Source organism: Fictibacillus tiangongensis (assembly GCF_048083785.1).
Taxonomy (GTDB): domain Bacteria; phylum Bacillota; class Bacilli; order Bacillales; family Fictibacillaceae; genus Fictibacillus.
Genome location: NZ_CP182294.1, coordinates 3,167,083 through 3,188,586 on the forward strand (window position 1 = coordinate 3,167,083; position 21,504 = coordinate 3,188,586).

At 34.4% G+C, this 21,504-nt stretch carries 16 protein-coding genes, 1 pseudogene and 1 riboswitch; of the genes and pseudogenes, 5 read left to right on the forward strand and 12 right to left on the reverse strand.

What is annotated here, in order from left to right; all coding sequences use genetic code 11:
• Positions 1 to 128: 128 nt before the first annotated feature.
• From ACNJYY_RS16940 to ACNJYY_RS16955, 4 genes are all read right to left on the reverse strand, one after another.
• A complete protein-coding gene (locus ACNJYY_RS16940; RefSeq protein WP_416729408.1) occupies positions 129 to 1,718 on the reverse strand; it encodes a Na+/H+ antiporter NhaC family protein in 1,590 nt (529 codons plus the stop codon).
• 143 nt (positions 1,719 to 1,861) lie between these two features.
• A riboswitch (Lysine riboswitch) is annotated at positions 1,862 to 2,044 on the reverse strand.
• Positions 2,045 to 2,148: 104 nt separating this feature from the next.
• Positions 2,149 to 2,988, reverse strand: coding sequence for a sporulation protein YunB (gene yunB / locus ACNJYY_RS16945; protein ID WP_416729409.1), 840 nt, complete (start codon positions 2,986 to 2,988; stop codon positions 2,149 to 2,151).
• A 72-nt stretch (positions 2,989 to 3,060) separates the two neighbouring features.
• Positions 3,061 to 3,537 (reverse strand): dihydrofolate reductase, encoded by a 477-nt coding sequence (locus ACNJYY_RS16950; RefSeq protein ID WP_416729410.1) that lies wholly within the window; start codon positions 3,535 to 3,537, stop codon positions 3,061 to 3,063.
• On the reverse strand, positions 3,534 to 4,328 hold the full coding sequence (locus tag ACNJYY_RS16955) for a thymidylate synthase (RefSeq protein WP_416729411.1): 795 nt from the start codon (positions 4,326 to 4,328) through the stop codon (positions 3,534 to 3,536). The genes ACNJYY_RS16950 and ACNJYY_RS16955 overlap by 4 nt, the downstream gene beginning before the upstream one ends.
• Before the next feature lie 375 nt (positions 4,329 to 4,703).
• Between ACNJYY_RS16955 and ACNJYY_RS16960 the strand changes: the two genes are divergently transcribed.
• Positions 4,704 to 5,006: a YunC family protein gene (locus ACNJYY_RS16960; protein WP_066397323.1), complete on the forward strand. Its 303-nt coding sequence runs from the start codon at positions 4,704 to 4,706 to the stop codon at positions 5,004 to 5,006.
• Positions 5,007 to 5,475: 469 nt separating this feature from the next.
• On the opposite strand, the gene ACNJYY_RS16965 is transcribed toward ACNJYY_RS16960, so the two are convergent.
• Entirely contained in the window at positions 5,476 to 6,318 is an 843-nt protein-coding gene (locus ACNJYY_RS16965) for a DUF72 domain-containing protein (RefSeq protein ID WP_416729412.1), read from the reverse strand.
• A 24-nt stretch (positions 6,319 to 6,342) separates the two neighbouring features.
• Positions 6,343 to 7,089 (reverse strand): oxygen-insensitive NADPH nitroreductase, encoded by a 747-nt coding sequence (gene nfsA / locus ACNJYY_RS16970; RefSeq protein ID WP_416729413.1) that lies wholly within the window; start codon positions 7,087 to 7,089, stop codon positions 6,343 to 6,345.
• Between the two features lie 297 nt (positions 7,090 to 7,386).
• On the opposite strand from nfsA, the gene modA reads away from it, so the two are divergent.
• Positions 7,387 to 8,181: a molybdate ABC transporter substrate-binding protein gene (gene modA, locus ACNJYY_RS16975; protein ID WP_416729414.1), complete on the forward strand. Its 795-nt coding sequence runs from the start codon at positions 7,387 to 7,389 to the stop codon at positions 8,179 to 8,181.
• Between the two features lie 300 nt (positions 8,182 to 8,481).
• Here the strand turns inward: modA and ACNJYY_RS16980 are convergent, their stop codons facing one another.
• The 4 genes and pseudogenes from ACNJYY_RS16980 to ACNJYY_RS16995 form a co-directional block, all read right to left on the reverse strand.
• A complete protein-coding gene (locus tag ACNJYY_RS16980; protein WP_197132099.1) occupies positions 8,482 to 8,742 on the reverse strand; it encodes a hypothetical protein in 261 nt (86 codons plus the stop codon).
• Positions 8,743 to 8,896: 154 nt separating this feature from the next.
• Positions 8,897 to 9,541, reverse strand: a pseudogene (locus ACNJYY_RS16985) (SpoVR family protein); the annotation flags it as partial.
• A gap of 36 nt (positions 9,542 to 9,577) precedes the next feature.
• Positions 9,578 to 12,661, reverse strand: a complete 3,084-nt coding sequence (locus tag ACNJYY_RS16990; RefSeq protein WP_197129862.1) for a metallophosphoesterase — start codon at positions 12,659 to 12,661, stop codon at positions 9,578 to 9,580.
• A gap of 730 nt (positions 12,662 to 13,391) precedes the next feature.
• Positions 13,392 to 15,770 (reverse strand): P-loop ATPase, Sll1717 family, encoded by a 2,379-nt coding sequence (locus tag ACNJYY_RS16995; protein ID WP_231607365.1) that lies wholly within the window; start codon positions 15,768 to 15,770, stop codon positions 13,392 to 13,394.
• Positions 15,771 to 16,452: 682 nt separating this feature from the next.
• Between ACNJYY_RS16995 and ACNJYY_RS17000 the strand changes: the two genes are divergently transcribed.
• From ACNJYY_RS17000 to sbnA, 3 genes are read left to right on the forward strand one after another with little or no spacing between them, the layout of a single operon-like run.
• The gene (locus tag ACNJYY_RS17000) at positions 16,453 to 17,661 is read left to right on the forward strand and encodes an MFS transporter (protein ID WP_197129860.1); all 1,209 of its coding nucleotides are present in this window, start codon (positions 16,453 to 16,455) and stop codon (positions 17,659 to 17,661) included.
• Entirely contained in the window at positions 17,661 to 18,431 is a 771-nt protein-coding gene (locus ACNJYY_RS17005; protein WP_197129858.1) for a ParB N-terminal domain-containing protein, read from the forward strand. The genes ACNJYY_RS17000 and ACNJYY_RS17005 overlap by 1 nt, the downstream gene beginning before the upstream one ends.
• A gap of 42 nt (positions 18,432 to 18,473) precedes the next feature.
• Entirely contained in the window at positions 18,474 to 19,439 is a 966-nt protein-coding gene (gene sbnA, locus ACNJYY_RS17010; RefSeq protein ID WP_197129856.1) for a 2,3-diaminopropionate biosynthesis protein SbnA, read from the forward strand.
• A gap of 62 nt (positions 19,440 to 19,501) precedes the next feature.
• On the opposite strand, the gene ACNJYY_RS17015 is transcribed toward sbnA, so the two are convergent.
• A complete protein-coding gene (locus ACNJYY_RS17015) occupies positions 19,502 to 19,867 on the reverse strand; it encodes a response regulator transcription factor (protein ID WP_197129854.1) in 366 nt (121 codons plus the stop codon).
• A 294-nt stretch (positions 19,868 to 20,161) separates the two neighbouring features.
• The gene (locus tag ACNJYY_RS17020) at positions 20,162 to 21,364 is read right to left on the reverse strand and encodes a D-alanyl-D-alanine carboxypeptidase family protein (RefSeq protein WP_197129852.1); all 1,203 of its coding nucleotides are present in this window, start codon (positions 21,362 to 21,364) and stop codon (positions 20,162 to 20,164) included.
• Positions 21,365 to 21,504: the final 140 nt, after the last annotated feature.

Here is a 21,504-nt window from a genome sequence, read left to right on the forward strand (position 1 = left end):
CTGTGTTCAGTATATTACAAAACATGAAAACCTGTCAAAATGTTTTTAGTTATTTTGTCGGAATAAGGGGGAAAAAGTCGTATAAATATAAGAAAAAGTGCCTGGTTAACTACCAGACACTTTCAAGTTTACGCGTTGTAGGATTGATCACTCATGCTATTATTACTAGACACTTTTTTTATGATGAAAAGTGCGAGGATAAAGATAACTCCAGATGCAACAAGGCCTATCCAAACACTTTCTGTTAATCCGAGTGCAAGATACCCTACAGCAGATACTCCTGCCGCTACCAGGCTATATGGAAGCTGCGTCATGACGTGGTCGATGTGATGACTTCCTGCTCCTGTTGAAGAAAGAATTGTAGTATCTGATATTGGAGAACAATGGTCACCAAAAACAGAGCCTGCAAGTACTGCAGCAAGAACTGGAAGCATTAAATCAATATTCGTTGATGCTGAAATTTCTGCTGCGATCGGAAGCATGACACCAAACGTCCCCCAGGAAGTTCCTGTCGCAAAAGCCATTAACCCTGACAATACAAAAAGAACAAATGGCAGATAAGCTAAATTCATATGCTGATCAACTAATCCTGCAAGATAGGTTCCTGTTCCTAAGCTATCGATGATAGAGATGATCGTCCAAGCAAAAAGCAAAATCGTAACAGCACCGATCATAGACTGAACACCGCGTCCGAGTCCTTTACCTAATGATGCAGCACCCATCTTCTTTGGAAGGAAGAATAAAATAGCTGAAGCTAAACCTAGCAGTCCACCATATACTAATGATTTTGGTACGTCTGTATTTTCAAAAATAGATAAAAGTGTGATGGCCGTTGGTTCTTCTAGCCCCTTCACATTTTGAATACCTGTATAGATCATGAATCCAACCGTTGAAACAATCAATATCACGATTGGCCATACAAGGTCTCCCACTTTTCCTTTGTCACTTTCTTCGAGCTTAATACCCTCTCCGATTGCTGCTTTTTTATCTGCTGAAATCACTTCACCTGTAGCAAGAGCCGTTTCTTCATGTTTTTTCATTGGTCCAAAATCAAGTTGAAAATACGCAACGAAAAATACAAGAACGAGTGCAAACACTGCATAAAAATTCATAGGAATCATTTGAATGAATGCACTAAACGCAGACATATTTGTAATCTCATGTGTAGCAAAAATCGTTCCGATAATACCGATGATGTACGCTCCCCAACTTGAAACAGGCGAGATCACACAGACTGGTGCAGCCGTTGAATCAAGATAATAAGCAAGTTTCGCACGTGAGATGCGGTGTCGATCTGTGATCGGTCTGCTGACATTTCCGACTGCTAAAGAATTAAAATAGTCATCAATAAAAATGACGAGTCCGAACACAACCGTTAAAACCTGTGCACCTCTTCTTGTTTTCACTCTAGAGATCGCCCACTCACCAAATGCGCGGCTTCCTCCGGCTAATGAGATAATGCTTGTCATCATTCCTAAGATTAATAAGAACAGAAGAATATAAACATTCCACTCATTTAATGCACCGTCTGAAATAAAATGACCTTTTACGATCGTACCAATCTCTTTCAGTGTGGCTCCAATACTAAAATCATGAAGCAGTAATGCACCCGCTATGATTCCAGCTCCTAGCGAGATTAACACTCTTCGCGTTAGGACAACCATTAAGATTGCCAATACGGGTGGTATTAATGAATAAATCGAATTCTCAAATTCCATGATGTTCCTCCTTCTTTTCATTCAGCCATCGATATTGAGGAGTTCTTACAGGACGTTGAGGAAAAAAAGACAAAATAAAAAGCGATCAATAGACAAGGAAATAACCTGCTATCAATCACTTAAGTAATTTATGGTTTTCCTCATCGATCAGTAGTCCTCCACTGCTTTTAATTCCCAAGCAGTGACAGTTTTACACTTCTTTAGTGTAAACCCAGCAAAAGTGAACAGACGGTTTTCTTTTGCTTCGGCGAAAGTTCCTTTCCTTTTTCTTCACAGACGTCACTCTCTGAAAAAGTACTTATAAAATCCGCTCCTCTACCCCATCGGTGATAGGCTTAAAGACATATAAAGTTTTTAATTCAATACTAATTATAACAAAGACGGACGAATGGTCAACCTAAACAACATTTGTTAAATGAAGGAAATACATTTATTCTGCTGCTTCATCCCCACCCGTTTCTTCTGTGGGGCTATCCTCAGAAGGCTCCAATTCATCATGAGCTTCCTTTTCTTTCAGATCTGGAGTAATCGGTACAGTAGGTTGTATCGGATCTCCAGATTGATTGTAATAGACGGGAACTTCTCCTTTTATAAACTGTGCGGTTATTTTTATCGGTCGTTTCACAACTGTCGTTTCTGTTGCGAAAGGAATAACGATTCTCGTCTTAACTGTAACCACGATATCAATATTGATCCACGTATTGTTGATCCCTGAATTCTCTATTCTCTCCTCGATATCTGTGTTCGCTTCACCAATCAGCATAAATTTAATCGGAATCTTAGGACCTAAGTTCGCTAAGAGTGAATTTCTTGTTGCTTGCCCTAGTGGTATTTCCATAATAACACCTGGTTCATTCTTATAAGCAGTTATTCCTAACTCATCGTTGGTGATCACTTCATGTGCTTTACCTTCTTCAATTTCCTTCAGGTATTTTTGAACGACTTTTTGTGACTGGTTCGCAACCTGGTTGACAACACTCTGATTGATTCCAGCAAAGACGACATTTCCTTCTGTATCCGTTTTATATTCGATGATGTCATTCATTTCTGAAGGCCCTAATATTTCATTGTCGATCGCTTCACTTATGGCAAGAGCAGCAATTTCCTCTGTTTTCTTTTGCGCGATCAGCATGAGTGTTGGTTCGATTCCTTTGTTTACAAGCCATAATCCTTGAATCGTTATAAAAGTAAACAGAATAAATGAGATCAACAGTACAAATCGGAATGGAAGCGGCCCTTTTCGAAGTTTCATTTTTCTGCGCTTAAGCAAAAGGTAACCCCCCTTTATCTACATATACATATGTATGCAGACAAGAGGGGGGCTCATTCAAACTTTATGTTTTTAATTTTTTTCGTACACGACAAAATCGTGTGGATATTTGTTCTTTTCATCAACGATACCAGGTTCACGAGAGACCTCACGCCACTCAGCACGATTGATTTCAGGGAAATACGTATCTGCGTCAAAGGTATGATGGATCTCTGTCACATACAGGCGGTCTGCAACTGGCATGAACAGCTTAAAGATCTCTGTCCCACCGATCACACATAGTTCTTCTGTCTCTTTCTTTAGCACTTCGTCGACAGAATGAACGACCGTCGTTCCCTCTGCTTGATAGTTTTCATCTCTTGTTACCACGATATTTTCTCGTCCAGGCAAAGGCTTTCCAATGGATTCATATGTTTTACGACCCATCACGATCGGTTTTCCCATCGTTACGTTCTTAAAATGCTTGAGATCGTTAGGCAAGTACCAAGGTAGATCATTGTCTTTACCAATCGCGAGATTTTCATCCATCGCTACAACAAACGAGATCATACGCTCACCACACCTTTAATATGTGGGTGCGCTTCATAGTCGACAAGCTCAAAGTCTTCATAAGTGAAATCAAAGATACTTGTTACATTCGGATTGATCTTCATCTTCGGAAGCGGCTTTGGCTCACGAGTAAGCTGAAGCTCAACTTGTTCAAGATGATTGGTGTAGATGTGCGCGTCACCTACAGTGTGAACGAACTCACCTGGTTTAAGTCCTGTTACTTGTGCCACCATCATCGTTAACAAAGCATACGACGCAATATTAAAAGGCACGCCTAAGAAACTGTCTGCTGAGCGCTGATAAAGCTGGCAGGAGAGCTTTCCATCCGCAACATAAAATTGGAATAACAGATGACATGGAGGAAGCGCCATATTAGGAATATCAGAAGGATTCCATGCAGAGACGATTAATCGTCTTGAATCCGGGTTCTTTTTGATGTCTTCGATTACGGTTGAGATCTGGTCGATCGTCTCACCGTTCGGAGCCGACCATGAGCGCCACTGATGTCCATACACTGGACCAAGGTTTCCATCTTCATCTGCCCACTCATCCCAAATCCGTACACCGTTCTCTTTTAAATAAGCAATATTCGTATCACCTTTTAAGAACCAGAGTAATTCATGAATGATCGATTTAAGATGCAATTTTTTTGTCGTAACAAGCGGAAACCCTTCTTGTAGGTCGAACCTCATCTGACGACCGAACACAGAAACGGTTCCCGTGCCTGTCCGATCCTCTTTTTTTGTACCGTTATGTAAGATATCTTGAAGAAAATCTAAGTATTGTTTCATCCTTCATCGCCTCCTCATTTTCTTTGACTCTTTTTTATAAGATTGTTGCTTTCAAACCTCATTTTTCTTTGCTGCTGTGACAGTTGGTTGGAGTGCAAGGTGCGAGACTCCTGCGGGACAGGCCGGCGGGTGAGACACTTAAGAGTGAAACGTACGAATGTGGCTCACCGCCTGCCCCGCGGAAAGCGAGCACCTGGAACGGAAACCAACCACTTCCATAGGCAACAAAGGTTTACCTATAAGAGCCATTTTCTTTTAATCGTATCATATCCGACTCCCTTTTTGTTCATGAAAAAGTCATAAAAATAGCTTCAACACCTAACACTTTTTCCCTTCTGTACACATAAAAATAATAGTGAAGAAAGGAGTGGAAGCATGTTAGAGATGAACCCGATCTTAATCGAAGGACATCCGTTTACCGCTGTCACCCTTCGTTTGCCAAAAACGAATTTTATGGCTGTATTCAACGACAATGGATATATCATGTGTGGAGCACTAGACGTGGCACTATTGAACGAAAAGTTAGCAGACCGTAAAATTATCGCAGGACGCGCTGTTGGAGTAAGAACGATCGAACAGCTGCTGGATGCACCTTTAGAATCTATTACTCTTGAAGCAAAAGAAAAAGGTATTGAAGTTGGTATGCAAGGGCGTAAAGCACTTTTAAAAATGATCTAGAGCATTTTATCGGCGAGATTTGAAAAATATCGGCAAGAAATGAAATATATCAGCAGAAAATCATTTATATCGGCAACTTTTTAAATTTATCGGCGAAAAATGAAATATATCGACATTTGCAATAAAACGACAACACCCTCTGCCAAAAAGGCAGAGGGTGTTCACGTTATGCTTTAAAACGATCTCTTGTTATTTTTAATGAAATAAGATTAATGCATAAGACCAAGGATAAGAACTGTATGCGCTTCGCATCATTGATAAATATGTAGACACATAGCAGGTAAACGCCACTGACGATAAAGGCAATCTGTAAGCAGTACATCATCTGAATCAATTTTTTAAAATTCAAAGTGATCCCCACTTTCTTTATCCAGTTCACGATATTTCGTACACCCTATTAGTATATCAGTCTACATTGAAAAGTGAATCGTTTCCTTCTTTTTGAAATGGATTTGTAATATAAGAAAATCTAGAACAAATCCAACTGCCTTGGTGCCAAAAAATCATAGTGAATATCCAGCAGATCTATCATCTGCTTCGCATTATCAGCAGCATCTCCACCTGAATTGTTGTTGAATAGAATGGTCAGATCTTTTGTTTCTGAAGCGAGCTGTTGGATTCGTTCTCTCCATTCTTGAAGCTCTGTTTCATTATAACGATAAAGATAACGAACTTCTCTCCAGTTCGGCTGTCCTTGGTTGTTCCAGCCATATACGTTTCGGCCATGCATCCGAACAAGTGTCTTATCAGGTGTTGTGTGCATGACGATCGGAATGGAACCTTGTCCTGCTTGAGGTTCATCACAGACCGTATGAATCCAGTTCTCTTGCCGGATAAATTGTAGCGTCTTATCCTTCATCTCATCACTGAACCACGTTTGGTTACGAAACTCAAGTGCTACTGGAATTTCACCCATCATTTCTTTTGTATAGCGGAGCATCTGAACATTTTCTTTCTTACATTCAAACCACGGAGGGTATTGAAACAAGACCATCTCAAGCTTGCCGGATGTAATGACAGGTTGAATAGACGCGATAAACGCTTCATACATTTCTTTAACCGACTCAAAAGGCAGCTTGCCTCTTGAATGTCCGGTCATCCCTTGATAAGCCTTAACAACAAATGAAAAATCCTTTGGTGTAGAAGCTACCCACTTCTCATAGTTTTTTACAGGCTGTACCGCATAAAAGGATGAATCTACTTCTACAACAGGAAAGTGGCCGCTGTATACAGCGAGCTTATCTCTTGCAGGAGTACCATCTGGGTAAAGAGAATCATGATCTCCCCAGCCTGTTACACCGATTTTTATCATTCTTTGAAGTCACCTGCCTATGAGTTACAATTTATTTAATCCTTTTGATCGGACAAACTCTTTCATATACGTTCGTTTAGGAGTCGCCATCGAGGCTGTAATCTGCGTGACCCAGCCTTCTGTACGTTTCCCGCCTGTTCTTTCTGAGTAATATTCAGCCGTTTCTTTTTCATATTGTTGAAGGAGATCTTGAGTTTTCTCTTTACTTTGGTATTGATTCTTATGAAAAACAGCTTCCATTGGCAGACGTGGCTTTATCCCAGGCTCTGCATCTGGATACCCTACAGCTACACCAAATAACGGAAGAACATGGTCTGGGCAACCCAATAGCTCTGACACTTCTGGCAGAGAATTTCGAAGTCCACCGATATACACGATTCCAAGTCCTAGCGACTCAGCTGCTATAGTCAGATTTTGCGCAGCAAGAGCGGCATCCACTGTCCCTACGATAAACGCTTCTGTCGATTGAATCGTTTCGTGAATATCTATTGTTTTCATATCTGCCGCTATTTGATGTCGGTTGTAATCCATACAAAAAACAAAGAAATAGCCGTTGTCTGCGACGTACGATTGATTACCCGCAAGCTTAGCTAGTTGTTCTTTCTTTTCCCGGTCCTCTACCCCTATAATCGTGCAAACTTGTTGATAGCTTGAAGTAGATGCGGCCTGAGCGCATTGTACAAGTGTTTTAACCGTTCCTTCATCTATTGGCTTGTCCTTAAACTTTCGAATCGATCGATGAGCTAATATCGTTTCTATCATCTTGTTCATTGCATATGCTCCTTCTCTAAAGTTATGGTTGATTGCATTATATCTTTTTCGTCTATAAAAAAGCGAACCATTTGAAGTCTCAATAATATCTTCTTCTCATTTATTCAAAGTGGTGGTATACTAATCTAGCGATGAGCTAATTGCATAAGACGAGATTGACGCGCCTTTTTTGGCAATGCACTATGTGGAGTGCTGTCTCTCGCCGCAATATACGCAAAAAAGACGTCCAATCGGGCGTCTTTTTTCTATATATTCTTACCTGACACACGAAAACAAAGAATACGTAAGGAGAGAAAGATGAAAAAAATTTATTTAACCTTACTTCTCATTTGCTTGTGTATAACGTTTTTATTTGCTTGTTCAAAAAATGAATCTTCAAAATCAGCCGACAAGGAATCCAATGTAGAATTAACAATTTCGGCAGCAGCCAGTTTACAAGATGTATTGAATAAAATAGCGAGCAATTATGAAAAAGAGCATCCAAATGTTAAAATTACTTACAATTTCGGAGGCTCTGGAGCCCTTCAACAGCAAATCTCTAACGGAGCACCTGTTGATCTTTTCTTCTCAGCGGCAGAAGATAAATTTGACCAGCTTATTGAAGAAGGACTTATTGAAAAGGAACGAGGAAGAGATCTTGTAGGAAACGAACTTGTCTTAGTTGTTGGGAAAGATTCAACACGAGCTATTAACGGATTTCAAGATTTGCCTAAAGTAAAGAAAATGGCGATTGGTACACCGGAGACTGTTCCAGCAGGGAAATATGCAGTAGAGACTTTAGAACATTTAAACCTCCTGAAAAAAGTTGAAAAGAAAATCGTTTATGCAAAAGACGTTCGTCAAGTGCTTACATACGTAGAAACAGGAAATGTCGATGCTGGTATTGTCTATAAAACGGATGCAAAAAATTCACCGAAAGTAAAAGTCATAGCCGTTGCAAATGAAGATACACATGCACCCATTATTTATCCTGTAGGTGTACTAAAAGACACTCCCCATAAGAAAGAGGCAGAACGATTCTATAACTATTTGCAAAATGACGCGGCCTTAAAAACCTTCGTACAGTTAGGGTTTAGAAAGATTGAAAAATAGATCACATAGAATTTTTATCTGATAGAGCTTAAAAAAAGCCTTGGTGTATTCTAACACCAAGGCTTTTCTTCATTAACCGATAGAACCTTCCATCTCAAACTTGATTAACGAAGACTTTCATAACATATTAAATAGATGTAAAAACTCTGTTAATTCAAGGTTTTCCATGTATTGATTTTTAAACTATTTCAATGCTTTTCAAATTCAGTTGGCACAAAGTTGGCACGAAGCCTTCCTTCTCCTAAGGATCTTAATTTAACCCTTTAACTTCCTTATGGCTTTTGCTTGTTAAACTTATTGTTAATGTTCAATTGATTTATGTTCCATAGATCTAGTAACAATTTCTGAATTACGATTCGTATTTAACACTGGCGTAACAGGTTTAAATAAATTCTTATCAACTTTATTAGTAATAATAAAGTTATACATATCCATATCCTGTTTGAATTTTACAGTTTTCAATGGTATTGCGATTAAAGTTAAAATAATGATCTCAAATATCGCTTTTTCACCTACTAACAGTATCCCTATTAATGGCATTGTCATTAACAGCTTTCTCAATGAAAAATCCCCCTATTTATATTTTCATAATTTTTCAAAAATAACCTGATTATATTTTACCACATTATTACAAATTTGATATCTACTATCCTTACCAGATTAAATTAAAAAACAAAAAGCACTCCTAAATGAGAGTGCTTTTAAATCTTTAATTTTAAAGGTACTTGCGATGTACCGTCTTCCCGTCATACGTGAACAACACAGGCTTTTGCTCAATCTTTGTCTCCATGTGAACAGGTCTTCCCCAGAGATGATGAAGATGCGGCAGTACTTTTTCAAGATACTTCACATCAAGTTCCATATCCTCATAGCTATGATTGAGGTATAGCTCCCCATTCTTCATGTAATCTGCGTCATTTACTGTAATGTATGGAAACCCTCCGTTCACACGCATACTCACGAGCTGGTCACGTACTTCCTCCCACTGCTTGTCGACAATCTTGTATTCCTTCCCTTGCTTTTGGAACAGATACATGTCTTCTCTTTGTGCTAAATCTTTAGTTAAATAGTTTCGGATAAACGACATGTCGGATTCCAGTTCACGGACCTCGAACATTTTCTCTCGTCCTGATCCTGGTTTAACCCCTTGTCTGATCAGCTCTTCATCTGGGTTGTTGTAGCGTTCTTCGATGTTCTTGAAGATCTGTAACCCTAAGTAATATGGATTGATCGATGTTTTCGATGGTTGGACAACACCCGCGTTTAATTTAGCGAATTCAATCGTTTCATGAGAGGTCAAGTCCATTTCTTGTAGAATTTTGGCGTGCCAGTAGCTAGCCCAGCCTTCGTTCATGATTTTACACTATTCGATTCAAATGCCACCAATTATGAGAAATTATTGTTTTTTTACATTAGACATGAGGTTAATTTTCCTCTGCCTTTCTATTGATATGTCTAAATGGTTACAGATTCTTTGTTTATCTTTATAACTTGTCTCAAACATATATAGGTGGTTAATTACTAAACCCCTAAGTAAACTATAACCAATTAAATTATTTTTATCTGTTAAATCTTTTTTTAAAGTTGCAATATCATTAAATGGTATTGTCTGAATATGGTCTAACTTTATAGATAAGTCTATTAATCTAATAGCATTGGTATAATTCTCATCTAAAATATGCTTAAATATTTCCGATAGTTTATCTGTACCCACGGAGGTTGATATTTTTTTAATAAAATGAAAGGACATAGCAGTACAGATATTGAATACAAAACTCCTTGCTTCATTTTCAATTTCTACCTTACCAGAAATCCCCTTCTCACTTATTACCTTTTCTATTTCCTTAACGATGGAGTCCATATGAGTATTTATCATATTTAGAAAGGAACTTAAGGATCTCAATCCAAGGAAATATGCCTCACTGCCTAAAATGATTTTTTGGGTTCGTTTAATTGACCCATAATAATTTTTTAAGACCAAACCAACAATTTCCAAAGTTTTAAATGACCAATTCAATTTCCCTAAAATGTCTAATTCTTTTGCCTCATCATCCCTTATATCATAACCAGTAGCAGCTATTTCATTTTGACTTCTTTCTATTTGGTCTTTCATTTCTAACCTTTGCGTTCTATGCTCTTTAACTTCTTTGTTATCAATTACTAACTTAGGTACATCACTAATAAGTTGATTCAAATTATTAATTTCATCATTTAATTCTGTAGGTTTGAATTCATTAAATATAGACTGAGCATTAATTAAAATTTCATTTAAAATAAAAGGATCTTTTGATATATGTGTTAAAAACATTATTATATTTGCGTATTCTTCATAATATAGGTTTTTACACATTTCAGATACTTTTTCTCTTATACCTGGTTCTGAAATATTAATGGCTAAGTATCTTGCTACAAAATAGTAGTACGTATAATTATATTTAAATTTATAAGTTTCTTGTATAGATTCTAAAATAGAAGCTTCAACTAGTTTAGAGAAATACTTATCAAATTTATAATCAAGAGCATACTCATCACAATACCAACTATTAAAATTTTCTAATTCGATTTTAGATTTTTCAATAGTTTTATCTTCAAAATAGACGTAGGCCAACTCAGTAATATAATTATAAAAAGCATCAATATCTTCATTTTTCATATTAAGATTAATAAGAGATTGTTTAATTAAATGTTCATAATAATAACCATAAGTACTTTCAGCAAGGTTATGTGATTCACCTGACTCTAAAGTCTGTAACATTACTAGAATAAAAAAAGGATATGATGGAACGTAATTATTTCCAATAATCGTGTTAATAGTGTTTTCAAAATAATCGTTTTTTGAGATTAGTTCCTTTTCATCCAAAGTTTCTAAATCACCTATACTATTCCATTGATTAATTAATTGAGCTCTAAGTCTATGACCAAAGTGCATAATCTCAAGTTTTTGAAATCTCTCAAGTAATTCTTCATGTGTATCATCATTAAATAGTAGTTCTAAAAACTTAAAAAGTTCGTTTCCAGTAATAATAATATTGTCAAAGTATCTATCTAAATTAGCTAGTAGGTTTAAAGAAAATTTGTTATTCAATTTATTTTGATCGTAATCATCTATAATAATAATCTTCTTATTATCTGGTAATTGTTTAAATTCATCTAGAGATTCTTCAGAATATTGGTTGTTGTAAGCTTTATATAGCACCTTATTAAAATCATCAATGGAAGATTTTTTTATATCTCTTCCATTTACTAAAACTGGAACATAGCCATTTAACTTATAATGCTTATAAATAGTTTTACATAGTGTACTTTTACCAGATTTCTCTTCCCCTGTAATAAAAAATTTATTTTCACTTCCAATTTCTTTTATAACTTCTAAATTAACATATTCACTTATGTCTTCTTTTAATTTCACTTCATATTTTATGACTTTTGCATCAGGAAAGATATAAATATCATCTAGTGAAATTTCTGATTTTTTTGGATGTTTCAAAGTTAACCCAGGATCATTTAAATAATTATTAAAATCTTCGTTGTTTTCATTAACAGATGAGTTTGTACTTCCTATCCTTAAATCCGTCCAATTAATCTGCTTATTTACATGATATTTATTAACTTCCCAACTAAATTTTAATATCTTTTGTTGTTGAAGATCCATATCAATAAGAATTAGATTGAAATCACTTTCAACTGGATTTCCTGTTTGTAGTGCACCACCTTCGATGTAACCAGTATAATTACCATCAAAGTCTAAGGACTGCTTATAAGTTGGAAAATGCTCGTGGCCAGTTAGAACAAGGTCTGAAAAATCTTCAATAATCTCTTTATTTGCTCTATTGTTAATAGGATCTAACCAATGTAAAGGATGATGAAGAAGAGTTATATTAATATCACCACTTGTTCTAATTTCATCTTTAAACAGATGCAAAGGATAGTACATTTTGCTAGGTTGCTCATGTCGTTCAGAAATCCAAGAGGTATTTAAACAGTTAAAGATTATCTTAATATCATTATCCAATTCAAAAAGATGTTTTTTAAATAATAGATGATCATAAATAATATGTTCTTTTTCTGTATATAAACTTGCGAAATCAATATAATTTAACTGCGGCGAACATATTTCCTTAATAATTTTGTCAGAAGGAATGTCAGTTGAATGGGTTCTTATATTTTCAAGTAACACCTGTCTTAATGATTGATCAGTAGAAAAATCACAATCATGGTTACCAGGAATAGTAATAATATAAATATTTATTTCCCTTTCCTTTATTAAAGAGTTTTTTAATCCTTCTAGAAACTCTACTCCAATTTCATATTCAACTTGAGACCCTGAAAATGCCATATCACCAGTCATTACTATAAAAAGAGTCTCTATATCATATAATTCACTTTTTATTGCAAGACTAATTTTTTCAACTTTTTCTAAAAGACTATTGTTTTCATTTTTAAAATGTATATCACTGATATGTAACATAGAAAATTTCATTTCACTTTACCCCTTCCTAAGAAAATAGACAACTAATACCAAATATTCGACAAATTGTATTATTTTTCCTTTAAAATAACAAAATTGAACACTTAATAATTAAATCCAACAATATAAAAAAGCCCCTGTAGGGAGATTTCTAAAGGGACTTTTGAACATTTATAGCATTCTTTAATAGCCCATATGAAACCTATTGAATTACCAGACCTTATTTTGCGTTATGTAGAAAATATGTAAAAAAAAGTTAGGATTAATCCCTAGCCTTTTAATGGACATTTTCGCAAGTTTGTTTCCGAGTAAATAAAAATTTGATAAAACAAATTTAACGTACAATCCTTCTAATGAATACAATCCTATTTGATCTCCGCTTATTTTTTCTGATCTTGCACGCTGAACTGCGATATCCAATGTTCTTAGAACTTACCTTTTTGGAACATGAAAGTGAGACGTACCAAAGCCTTTTAGACTGTTTCTCGTAAATTGTCCCCATAGAGTCTACTTAATTGAGACACTTTCTCTATTTCACGAGACTCGATGCAGTTCTTAATTGCATCAATTTAAAAATGCCAAAACCACCAAAAAGGTGGTTTTGGCTTGTAGCTATGGAATAATAAAAAGTTACCAAACAGATGAAATTTACTTTCTTTAATTACAACTCATTAACAAAATGGGCTGTCTACTATCGGATAGAATCGTAATTATCTTTTCTTAATATATGATAAAAGTATCTTTATACTTTCATCAATTCAACCTTATTTATTTCTAAATATGCATGGAATGCAGGATTTATTTCATATCGTTGATTTTTTTTATTTTTTAAAACTAATTTACGAGCCAAGTTTTCAGTAATTTTCTTGGGTCTTTTTTCACTAAAATACTCAAACTTATTTTCTGCAACTTCCAATCCCAAAAAAGTCAATTCGCACAAGACTTCAATAATATGCTTTGTATCTTTATCAGCTGTACACCACTCTACTAAACAATTTTCTAATTCATTTTTATCGATAATAGAATTATGTCCTGCAAATTCATAAAATACTGACTCTAATTCCGGAATTCTATTCCCGTTTTCAGGAAGTAAAGACTGCAAAGCATATTCTGAATATTTAAATTCAGCTGCCTTAAAATCTTCCTCTTCTACTTTAGCATGCTCTTTGTTTATCGCTTCTTGAAAAGCCATTTTAAACAAAATTATAATATCACGTGGTCTAGGAAGAATAAAACTAGTTATATAGTCTTTTAAAGCTTGTCCATTAACAGTCTCACAGAAATAATCTCTCCAAAGAACTTCAGGACTTGGAATTTCATCAATATTATATTCAATCCTCTGCTCTATAACCTTAAATAACAGATTAGGCTCAGTCCATGATAGATTTTTATATGGTATTTTATCTCTTTCGTTTGCATATTTCATAACTCTAGTAAAGATATCACTTCTTAAAAAAGCAATAAGTGATAATTCTACATCAACCTGCTTATAATTTTTCATTCTAAACTCATCAGTAATTCTTTGGCCTACATTTAACAATCCAAACAATAATTGACTTAATCTTTCGAGATTAACATTGTCACTCCAATTCTTGTCTAGATTATCAATTAAAATACATACCCTCTCTTTTGAATGAAAAACTTTACCTAGTTTTTGTCTTAAATGAGAAATTATCTTGCTATGTAAAATTTCACTTACTTTAACTCTTTGCTGATCAATTTCATTATTGTAGTCTAATAACTTTAATTTAGTGACTGCATTTTCAAGTCTAAGTGTGAAATCAGCATTGATAAGTTTTTCATTTTTTTTAATAAAGTCCTCTAGTTCTAATTCATCATTGGTTTTAGGTATCTGAGGGGGTTGGTTACATAAATATTCATAATATGATTTTGCTAGTTCTGTATAAATCAAAAATTTCCAAATGCTTTCGATTAAATGTCCTTGTTCAGAACTGGTTAATGTTTTTTCTAATATATTTAATACACCTTCGAATTCATGACCTTGGGGTTGTATGGAACAAACAAAGTTTCTTTTATCTGAAGATAGCTCATCTTTAATTTTTATTAAATTTGCTGTTTTACCAGTACCTTTTCTACCTACAAAAAGTACCTGCTGTGATTTGAGTGCTTCCTTGTATTCTGCTGTTTCAACAAAGTATTCTATTAAATCAACTGGCTCGTTTTCCGCTACATGGTCACCAATGATTAAACTCTTTATACTATTAAGAGCTTTTTGTCCTGCTTTGTGCTGTCTGTTTTCTTCCTTCATATTATTCCGTTTATTTATCAAGGGTTCAAGCCAAGTCTCCGAAATTTCAACACACTTTTTACTTGTTTTATGTGTATGCAAATGGTCATGATAATCTAAAGGTGTTTCATAAGGTTCATGAGCTAAAATGAGCAAATTTAGATCCAGGCCTTGTGCAATTCCCGCTACCATTGCTTTTTCTGATGACCAAAAAATATCTTCACCAACTTCTCCATCTTGATTTAAAGTGTGAAAATGTACTAAAACTCCTAAAGAATTTTGCAATGCTTTAACATACCAACTTAGTGGGTTACGACCTTCATATGGATCTGCTGTTAATAATGGTAGCTTTGAACTTTGTACTAGTGAAGTTAACTCTGTTGAAGCTGTTGTTCCTGTTCCACACTTCAAATAAACCAAACTTTTGGTGTTACCCAAATTTTCATCTTGAATATTTATTGTTTCTGCTAATTGATGTGGATTTTCTTTGAAAAATTTAATTTTAAGTTCATCTGCGTTATTATATCCTGCATATCCAATGGTTGTTAATGATTTTAACTGACGGTAATTGCTAGTAGATTTATTATGGGTTTCATTGAGAGTTATCCAAATTTTCTTTTTCTTACCAACTGCATATCCAAGTTCAAACAGTACATTGAAATTTAAGAAAGTTAAGTCGCAAATAAATAAATCACTATCATCAATAGTTTTTAATATTACATCTATCATATGTTTACCTGTTACATTTAGATCTTCCCATCTTGTTATTTTAACTGCTTTAGTAGCATTAATATTTTTTACTGCTTTAGCAATGTCTTCTTTTAAACTCTCGTTTCCTGATGGATAAGCATAAAATGCTTTAACAGTAGCCATAACAAGAACCTCACTTTATTTTAAATTTCACAGAAAATTAATACTGTTAAATCAATTATACCAAAATCCAAAATATGTTAAAGAAGGAAGTTTTGAATACTTTCGTTAAAAGTACGTAAAAAAGTCTTAGAAATTTTCGGCATTCTTGTAATCAGACTGTTTAATATTTGGTAATTCTTAGCTATGATTGAATCAATTGTACTTCAAGCTTCGAAGGCTGCAGATTCCAATTAAGAATGAGAAGTAACTAGATCCTCAAACACATCATTATAAAAAAAAATATACTTTTCCCAAGAACTGAATTTTTTATCAAACTGTATTAATTGATTATTCTTCCGAAATTGTTATAAAAAGAGGTAAACGTTCATTAAGTCTATTTACACATATTTGAACAGCTGAATGGGCTTAACTCTCTGCAAGATTAACAGTTCGTAAATGTGTACATTTTCGAATTTTATAATCTTAGAGATAAAATGAAAAACCCCTTGCAATTTAGAAAATTATTCAATTTATTCCGATAATCCCCACAATTATTACTCTTTCACCTTAAATATGTAATCATTTTTAAAATCATTTACGGTCCTGTAACCATTTTTGCATTATTTCTCGACATTTAATATTTACTCTTGTTTTATAACGATTCTGGAGGTGTATTAAATCCCTTTAAAAGTTGGTGCTGAATATGAAATTTTTAAACACTATTAAAAACATTTTCCCATCTTATTTAAAACTACCTGTCATCGTCATTCTTTTGTTGCAGTTTATATCGTTTTTTACTTTTTTTATGTTTGTTCCTTTTATATCCACTTACTTTAATCAAAATGTCGGCTTTTCTTTAGGTTTTGTTGGTTTCATTCTCGCAATAAGAATTTTGAGTCAACAAGGTCTAATGATTGTAGGAGGTGCCCTGGCTGATCGATTAGGATATAAAAAAATAGTGGTAATCGGATTTTTCTTTCGCGGAATTGGATTTGCATCGATGGGATTAACCACAAATGGTTTTTTGGTCATAATTGCAGCTATTTTGAGTGGACTAGGCGGAGCATTATTCAGTCCTGCTCTTAAAGCAAATTTAACTTCGCTAACACCAGAAGGAAAGCATAAGGAAATATTTTCTCTAATGAATATCATAGAGAACGCTGGAACTGTATTGGGACCATTAGCCGGACTTTATTTTTCAATAGATGACTTTAAACATCTTAGTGTTCTTTCAGGATTATTATTTCTGATTCTTTGTATAGTTGCTATATTTCTCCCAAAAGTATCTAAGCCACTTAATACTAAGACTTGGATCCAAGAATTTGCTGAAATTATTAAAGATAAGTCATTTGTAGGTTTGACTGTTAGTTTGATTCCTTTTCATTTTTTATATCAACAGCTGTATCTAACATTACCAATCATTTCAACGAATGTGACAGGGTCTTCTGGTTGGATTTTTACTTTTGTAACTTTAATAATTATTATTTTCCAGTGGCCTGTATTCTTAATGATTAAGGATAGAACGATTCATTCATTATTCTTTTTCAGTTATGTTACTATTCTAATTTTTATTGTCCCCATTACGTTTGGAAACAATATAGCTACTCTATTATTAGTGCTAACTGGAATTGCTATTGGATCGATTACATTACTGCCATTGTTCCAAAGCTATATTGCCCACAATTCCCCTAAAGAATCACTGGCAGCCTATTTTGGTTTTTCAAACTTAGCAATGGCAATCGGGGGATCATTAGGTAATTTGGTAGGTGGAGTTATATATGATTATTTTTTAAAAAACGGTCAACCAGAAAAATATTGGATCGTAGTCAGCTTCTTAAGCCTTTTGCCTTTATTCATTCTTTATAAAAAAAACAAAACAAAAAAGACATTAAAACCTAAGGAGGAATGGTAATGAATTTAAAATCATCCTTACAATTAATTGATATTAATAGAATTATGCTTCATGAACCATATGAACCAGCACGTCTTTCTAAAATTAAGAATGCCATAAAACTAGATGGTGTAATAAGAAATCCGATCATAGCTCTACATTTAGAAAACGAAAAATATTTAGTTTTAGATGGTGCACATCGATTAAACGCACTAAAAGAAATGGGGTGTTTGAGAGTTCCCATACAAATTGTGGATCCCAATCATGTAAGAATAAACGCATGGCATCACATAGTTCCAGCTGGAAAATGGTTTGAAGAATTAACAAAACATCCATCAATAGAAGTAACAAAAAAAGTTCGAGCAGATGAAATCCCTCTTGCAACTCTGTCGTTTCATGACCATTCCGAACTTTATATTTATGCGAAGTACTCAACAAAAGAGCTATCTAAAAAGTTGGATGTTTGGCACGCCATTGTGAATGCTTACAGTGAATACCAAGAGGTACGACGTATACCTGCCCATTCTAAGGAAAGTCCAAACCTTGGTTTTATTCGATTTAACTATCCTGCAACATGTTTGGATACCATAAAAAAAGTTGTGAAACTTGGAAAACTCTATCCAGCTGGAGTTACTCGAATTCAAGTTAATGGGCGATTGTTAAATTTAAGGATTCCCTTTGAATTTTTAACATCTAAAAGTTTCGATGAGTTTGAATGGGAATCACTCTGTAAGCACCGAGAAGATAATTTACGTTTATATTCTGAAAATGTTTATCTTTATGAGGCATAATTCTGCAAAAATTATTGAATCTCATTTAACTGGAGGTATTTAATGTTACACACTATACAAAAAGCACCTGTGTATAACTCACTCAACCAATGTATCGGCAACACACCTATGGTTAGATTAGAGAGTTTATTTCCCCAACAAAATGTTTATGCAAAACTTGAATTTATGAATCCAGGTGGTAGCATGAAGGATCGCCCTGCGAAGTATTTCATAGAACAAGGACTGCAAAATGGACAAATAACTTCTGCAACTCACTTAATAGAAAGCAGTTCTGGAAACCTTGGCATTGCACTAGCAATGATTGCCCGTTATCACGGTTTATCTTTTACTTGTGTAGTCGATCCGAAAATTTCAAAGACAAATCTAAAAATCTTGAGAGCGTTTGGAGCAAATATCGTTATGGTCGAGGATAAAGACGATCAGGGTGGTTATTTAAAGACTAGAATAAACAAAGTTAAAGAAATTCTTGAAGAGTTACCCAATGGATATTGGATAAACCAATATGCCAATGAAAACAATTGGAAGGCACATTATTTAGGGACAGGTACTGAGATTATCGAACAGATTGATGCGAACATTGATTATTTAGTAGTACCCGTAAGTACTACAGGTTGTATTATGGGTACTAGCCGTAAACTTCGGGAAAAACATCCGAATTTAACGGTAATAGCCGTTGATGCTGTCGGATCAATAATCTTTAATACTCCTCCGGGAAAAAGAGAACTGCCTGGGTTCGGCGCTAGTAGAGTGCCGGAGATTTTAAATAATAACGAAATTGATAGGGTCATTCATGTTAATGATTTAGAATCCGTTAATGGATGTCATGAATTGTTACAAAGTGAAGGAATCTTTACTGGGGGTTCTTCCGGTGCTTCAGTTGCAGCTCTTAAAAAGTTAGTGAATTCTTTAGATAACCGTGAGAACATTGTAACTGTATTCCCTGATAGAGGAGATCGATATATTGATACAGTGTATGATGAACACTGGGTCTCACGGTTATGTTTATAATCATAAAAACTCTATTTATATGAAGAAAATGAGCTTTTCCTAGGATAAGCTCATTTTGTTGTTCATAAATTTGATTGTCTAAGAATATTCTTAACCCTTAAGACTAATTCTCTTGGGCTGAAAGGTTTTTTCATATAATCACTTGCTCCAATCGACAAACCATGTATTCTATCATCTTCTCCATATTTAGCTGATAAAATGAGGATTGGGATCGAGTGATTGTCTCTAATCATTTGGCAAAGTTCTTCTCCACTAATATCTGGAAGCATTAAATCAAGTATGACAAAATCAAATGAGGAAACTTTCAGATGATATAACGCATCTTTTCCATTAAATACACTTACTGTTTGAAATCCTTCCTTTTCAAAGTATGAAGAGATAACATCTACTAATTTTGGCTCGTCATCTATGATAAGAATTCTTACCATAATTCCCCTCCATTTTTAGTAAGATAGTTTAATTATTGATTATACTTACGTGATATTGAAGTTTTCAAAAAACGAGAAAATTTTGATTCTAAGATTTTTAATTTTTCATCTAATAACAGAATATCATCTAAATTGTTTTGTTTCTGATTTTTTATGTTATCTAAGATACTTCTCATTTCTGGAAGTAATTTAGAAAACGCTTCGAGAATTTCCTTTTCCTATTCCAATTTACACTCACCTCTTATTTGAAAAGCATTCCTTTAAATTGAGAATAAATAGTTATACTGGATCTATCTAATGGTGATATTTGAATGAAGAATATTTTTGACTTTTAAATTTAATGCTTCTCAGTCGAATTAAATAAATCAAGAAGAGTAGAAAAACAATATAAAGTGCTACTAGAAGATAAGTAATTATTACTAAAGGACTACGTTTAACCTCTTTACCATCTTCATTTTTTTTCGTTTTTTTTAACTCTTTAGTTAAAGAATACTCTAATAATACCTTCTCATTTTGGTCTTTAATAACTAATAAGCCATCCATGTTAACTTCTGAAATGATCGGAATGTTAACTCCTGCTGTAAAAAACAGATCTTTATCAATATTATATCCTTCTGCACCTTGAATTGTTGTAAGATCTACTTCAGAAAATTTCTGCGTTAGAAAATGAGTAAAACCAAAATCTAATAAACTAGTGGTGTCCGCATATGCAACTTCAGAAGAGTTCGCTTTTAAAGTGACCGCTATTAATTCAGTTTCTCCACGTTTCGCCGTTGTGACCAATGTAGTCCCAGATTGATCAACATAACCATTTTTGCCGCCATTAACACCCTCATATCTCCATAACATTTTATGATGATTATAAAGCGTTGTATCCCAGCCTTCTCCAACCCAACGTAGTTCTTTTGTTCGGAAGATTTCTCTAAACTCCTTATTTTTCATTGCATACTTAGTAATCATTGCCATATCATAAGCAGTTGTTTGGTGATTAATATCAAACAAACCATGAGGATTTTTAAAAGTACTGTTAGTAATTCCGATTTTTTCTTTTGTGAACCGATTCATTTCATTACTGAACGATTCCACACTACCTGCCATATGTTCGGCAATCGCCACTCCCGCATCGTTTCCTGAATTGATTAATAACCCCTGCACGAGTTTTTTTAAAGATACTTGTTCCCCTGGTTCAAGGTATACTCTCGTTCCTTCTGTATCTCGAGCGTTTTGACTAATTAGAACTTTATCTGACAGGTTACCTTCTTCAATAGCAATTATTGCTGTTAAAATTTTTGTGATACTGGCAGGATACATACTTTGATAACTATTCTTCTCATAAAGAATTTCTCCTGTAGTTCCTTCAATTAAAATCACAGATTCACTGGATATATTACCTGGAGAGTTACTTGAAGCTGCAGTAGAAAATGGGCTTAAGAACATGAGTAAGATTATGAAAAATAAAATACTAATGACTAAGACGATTCTTTTGCTGAATTTCATTTTTCGTTCCTCTTTTGATTAATTTCTCAGGAGTATAACATTTAAATATGAATTTTTTATGCAGTGACGGTTTGTCCATTTAGATAAATAATGAAAGAATTATGCAGTTTTTATGGATTTTCGCAAAATACGTTTATATG

Bases quoted from the DNA above. Each gene is read 5' to 3' on its own strand.
- ACNJYY_RS16940 (WP_416729408.1), bottom strand. From the start codon at position 1,718: ATGGAATTTGAGAATTCGATTTATTCATTAATACCACCCGTATTGGCA.
- ACNJYY_RS16950 (WP_416729410.1), bottom strand. From the start codon at position 3,537: ATGATCTCGTTTGTTGTAGCGATGGATGAAAATCTCGCGATTGGTAAA.
- ACNJYY_RS16955 (WP_416729411.1), bottom strand. From the start codon at position 4,328: ATGAAACAATACTTAGATTTTCTTCAAGATATCTTACATAACGGTACA.
- ACNJYY_RS16960 (WP_066397323.1), top strand. From the start codon at position 4,704: ATGTTAGAGATGAACCCGATCTTAATCGAAGGACATCCGTTTACCGCT.
- ACNJYY_RS16965 (WP_416729412.1), bottom strand. From the start codon at position 6,318: ATGATAAAAATCGGTGTAACAGGCTGGGGAGATCATGATTCTCTTTAC.
- nfsA (WP_416729413.1), bottom strand. From the start codon at position 7,089: ATGAACAAGATGATAGAAACGATATTAGCTCATCGATCGATTCGAAAG.
- modA (WP_416729414.1), top strand. From the start codon at position 7,387: ATGAAAAAAATTTATTTAACCTTACTTCTCATTTGCTTGTGTATAACG.
- ACNJYY_RS16990 (WP_197129862.1), bottom strand. From the start codon at position 12,661: ATGAAATTTTCTATGTTACATATCAGTGATATACATTTTAAAAATGAA.
- ACNJYY_RS16995 (WP_231607365.1), bottom strand. From the start codon at position 15,770: ATGGCTACTGTTAAAGCATTTTATGCTTATCCATCAGGAAACGAGAGT.
- ACNJYY_RS17000 (WP_197129860.1), top strand. From the start codon at position 16,453: ATGAAATTTTTAAACACTATTAAAAACATTTTCCCATCTTATTTAAAA.
- ACNJYY_RS17005 (WP_197129858.1), top strand. From the start codon at position 17,661: ATGAATTTAAAATCATCCTTACAATTAATTGATATTAATAGAATTATG.
- sbnA (WP_197129856.1), top strand. From the start codon at position 18,474: ATGTTACACACTATACAAAAAGCACCTGTGTATAACTCACTCAACCAA.
- ACNJYY_RS17015 (WP_197129854.1), bottom strand. From the start codon at position 19,867: ATGGTAAGAATTCTTATCATAGATGACGAGCCAAAATTAGTAGATGTT.
- ACNJYY_RS17020 (WP_197129852.1), bottom strand. From the start codon at position 21,364: ATGAAATTCAGCAAAAGAATCGTCTTAGTCATTAGTATTTTATTTTTC.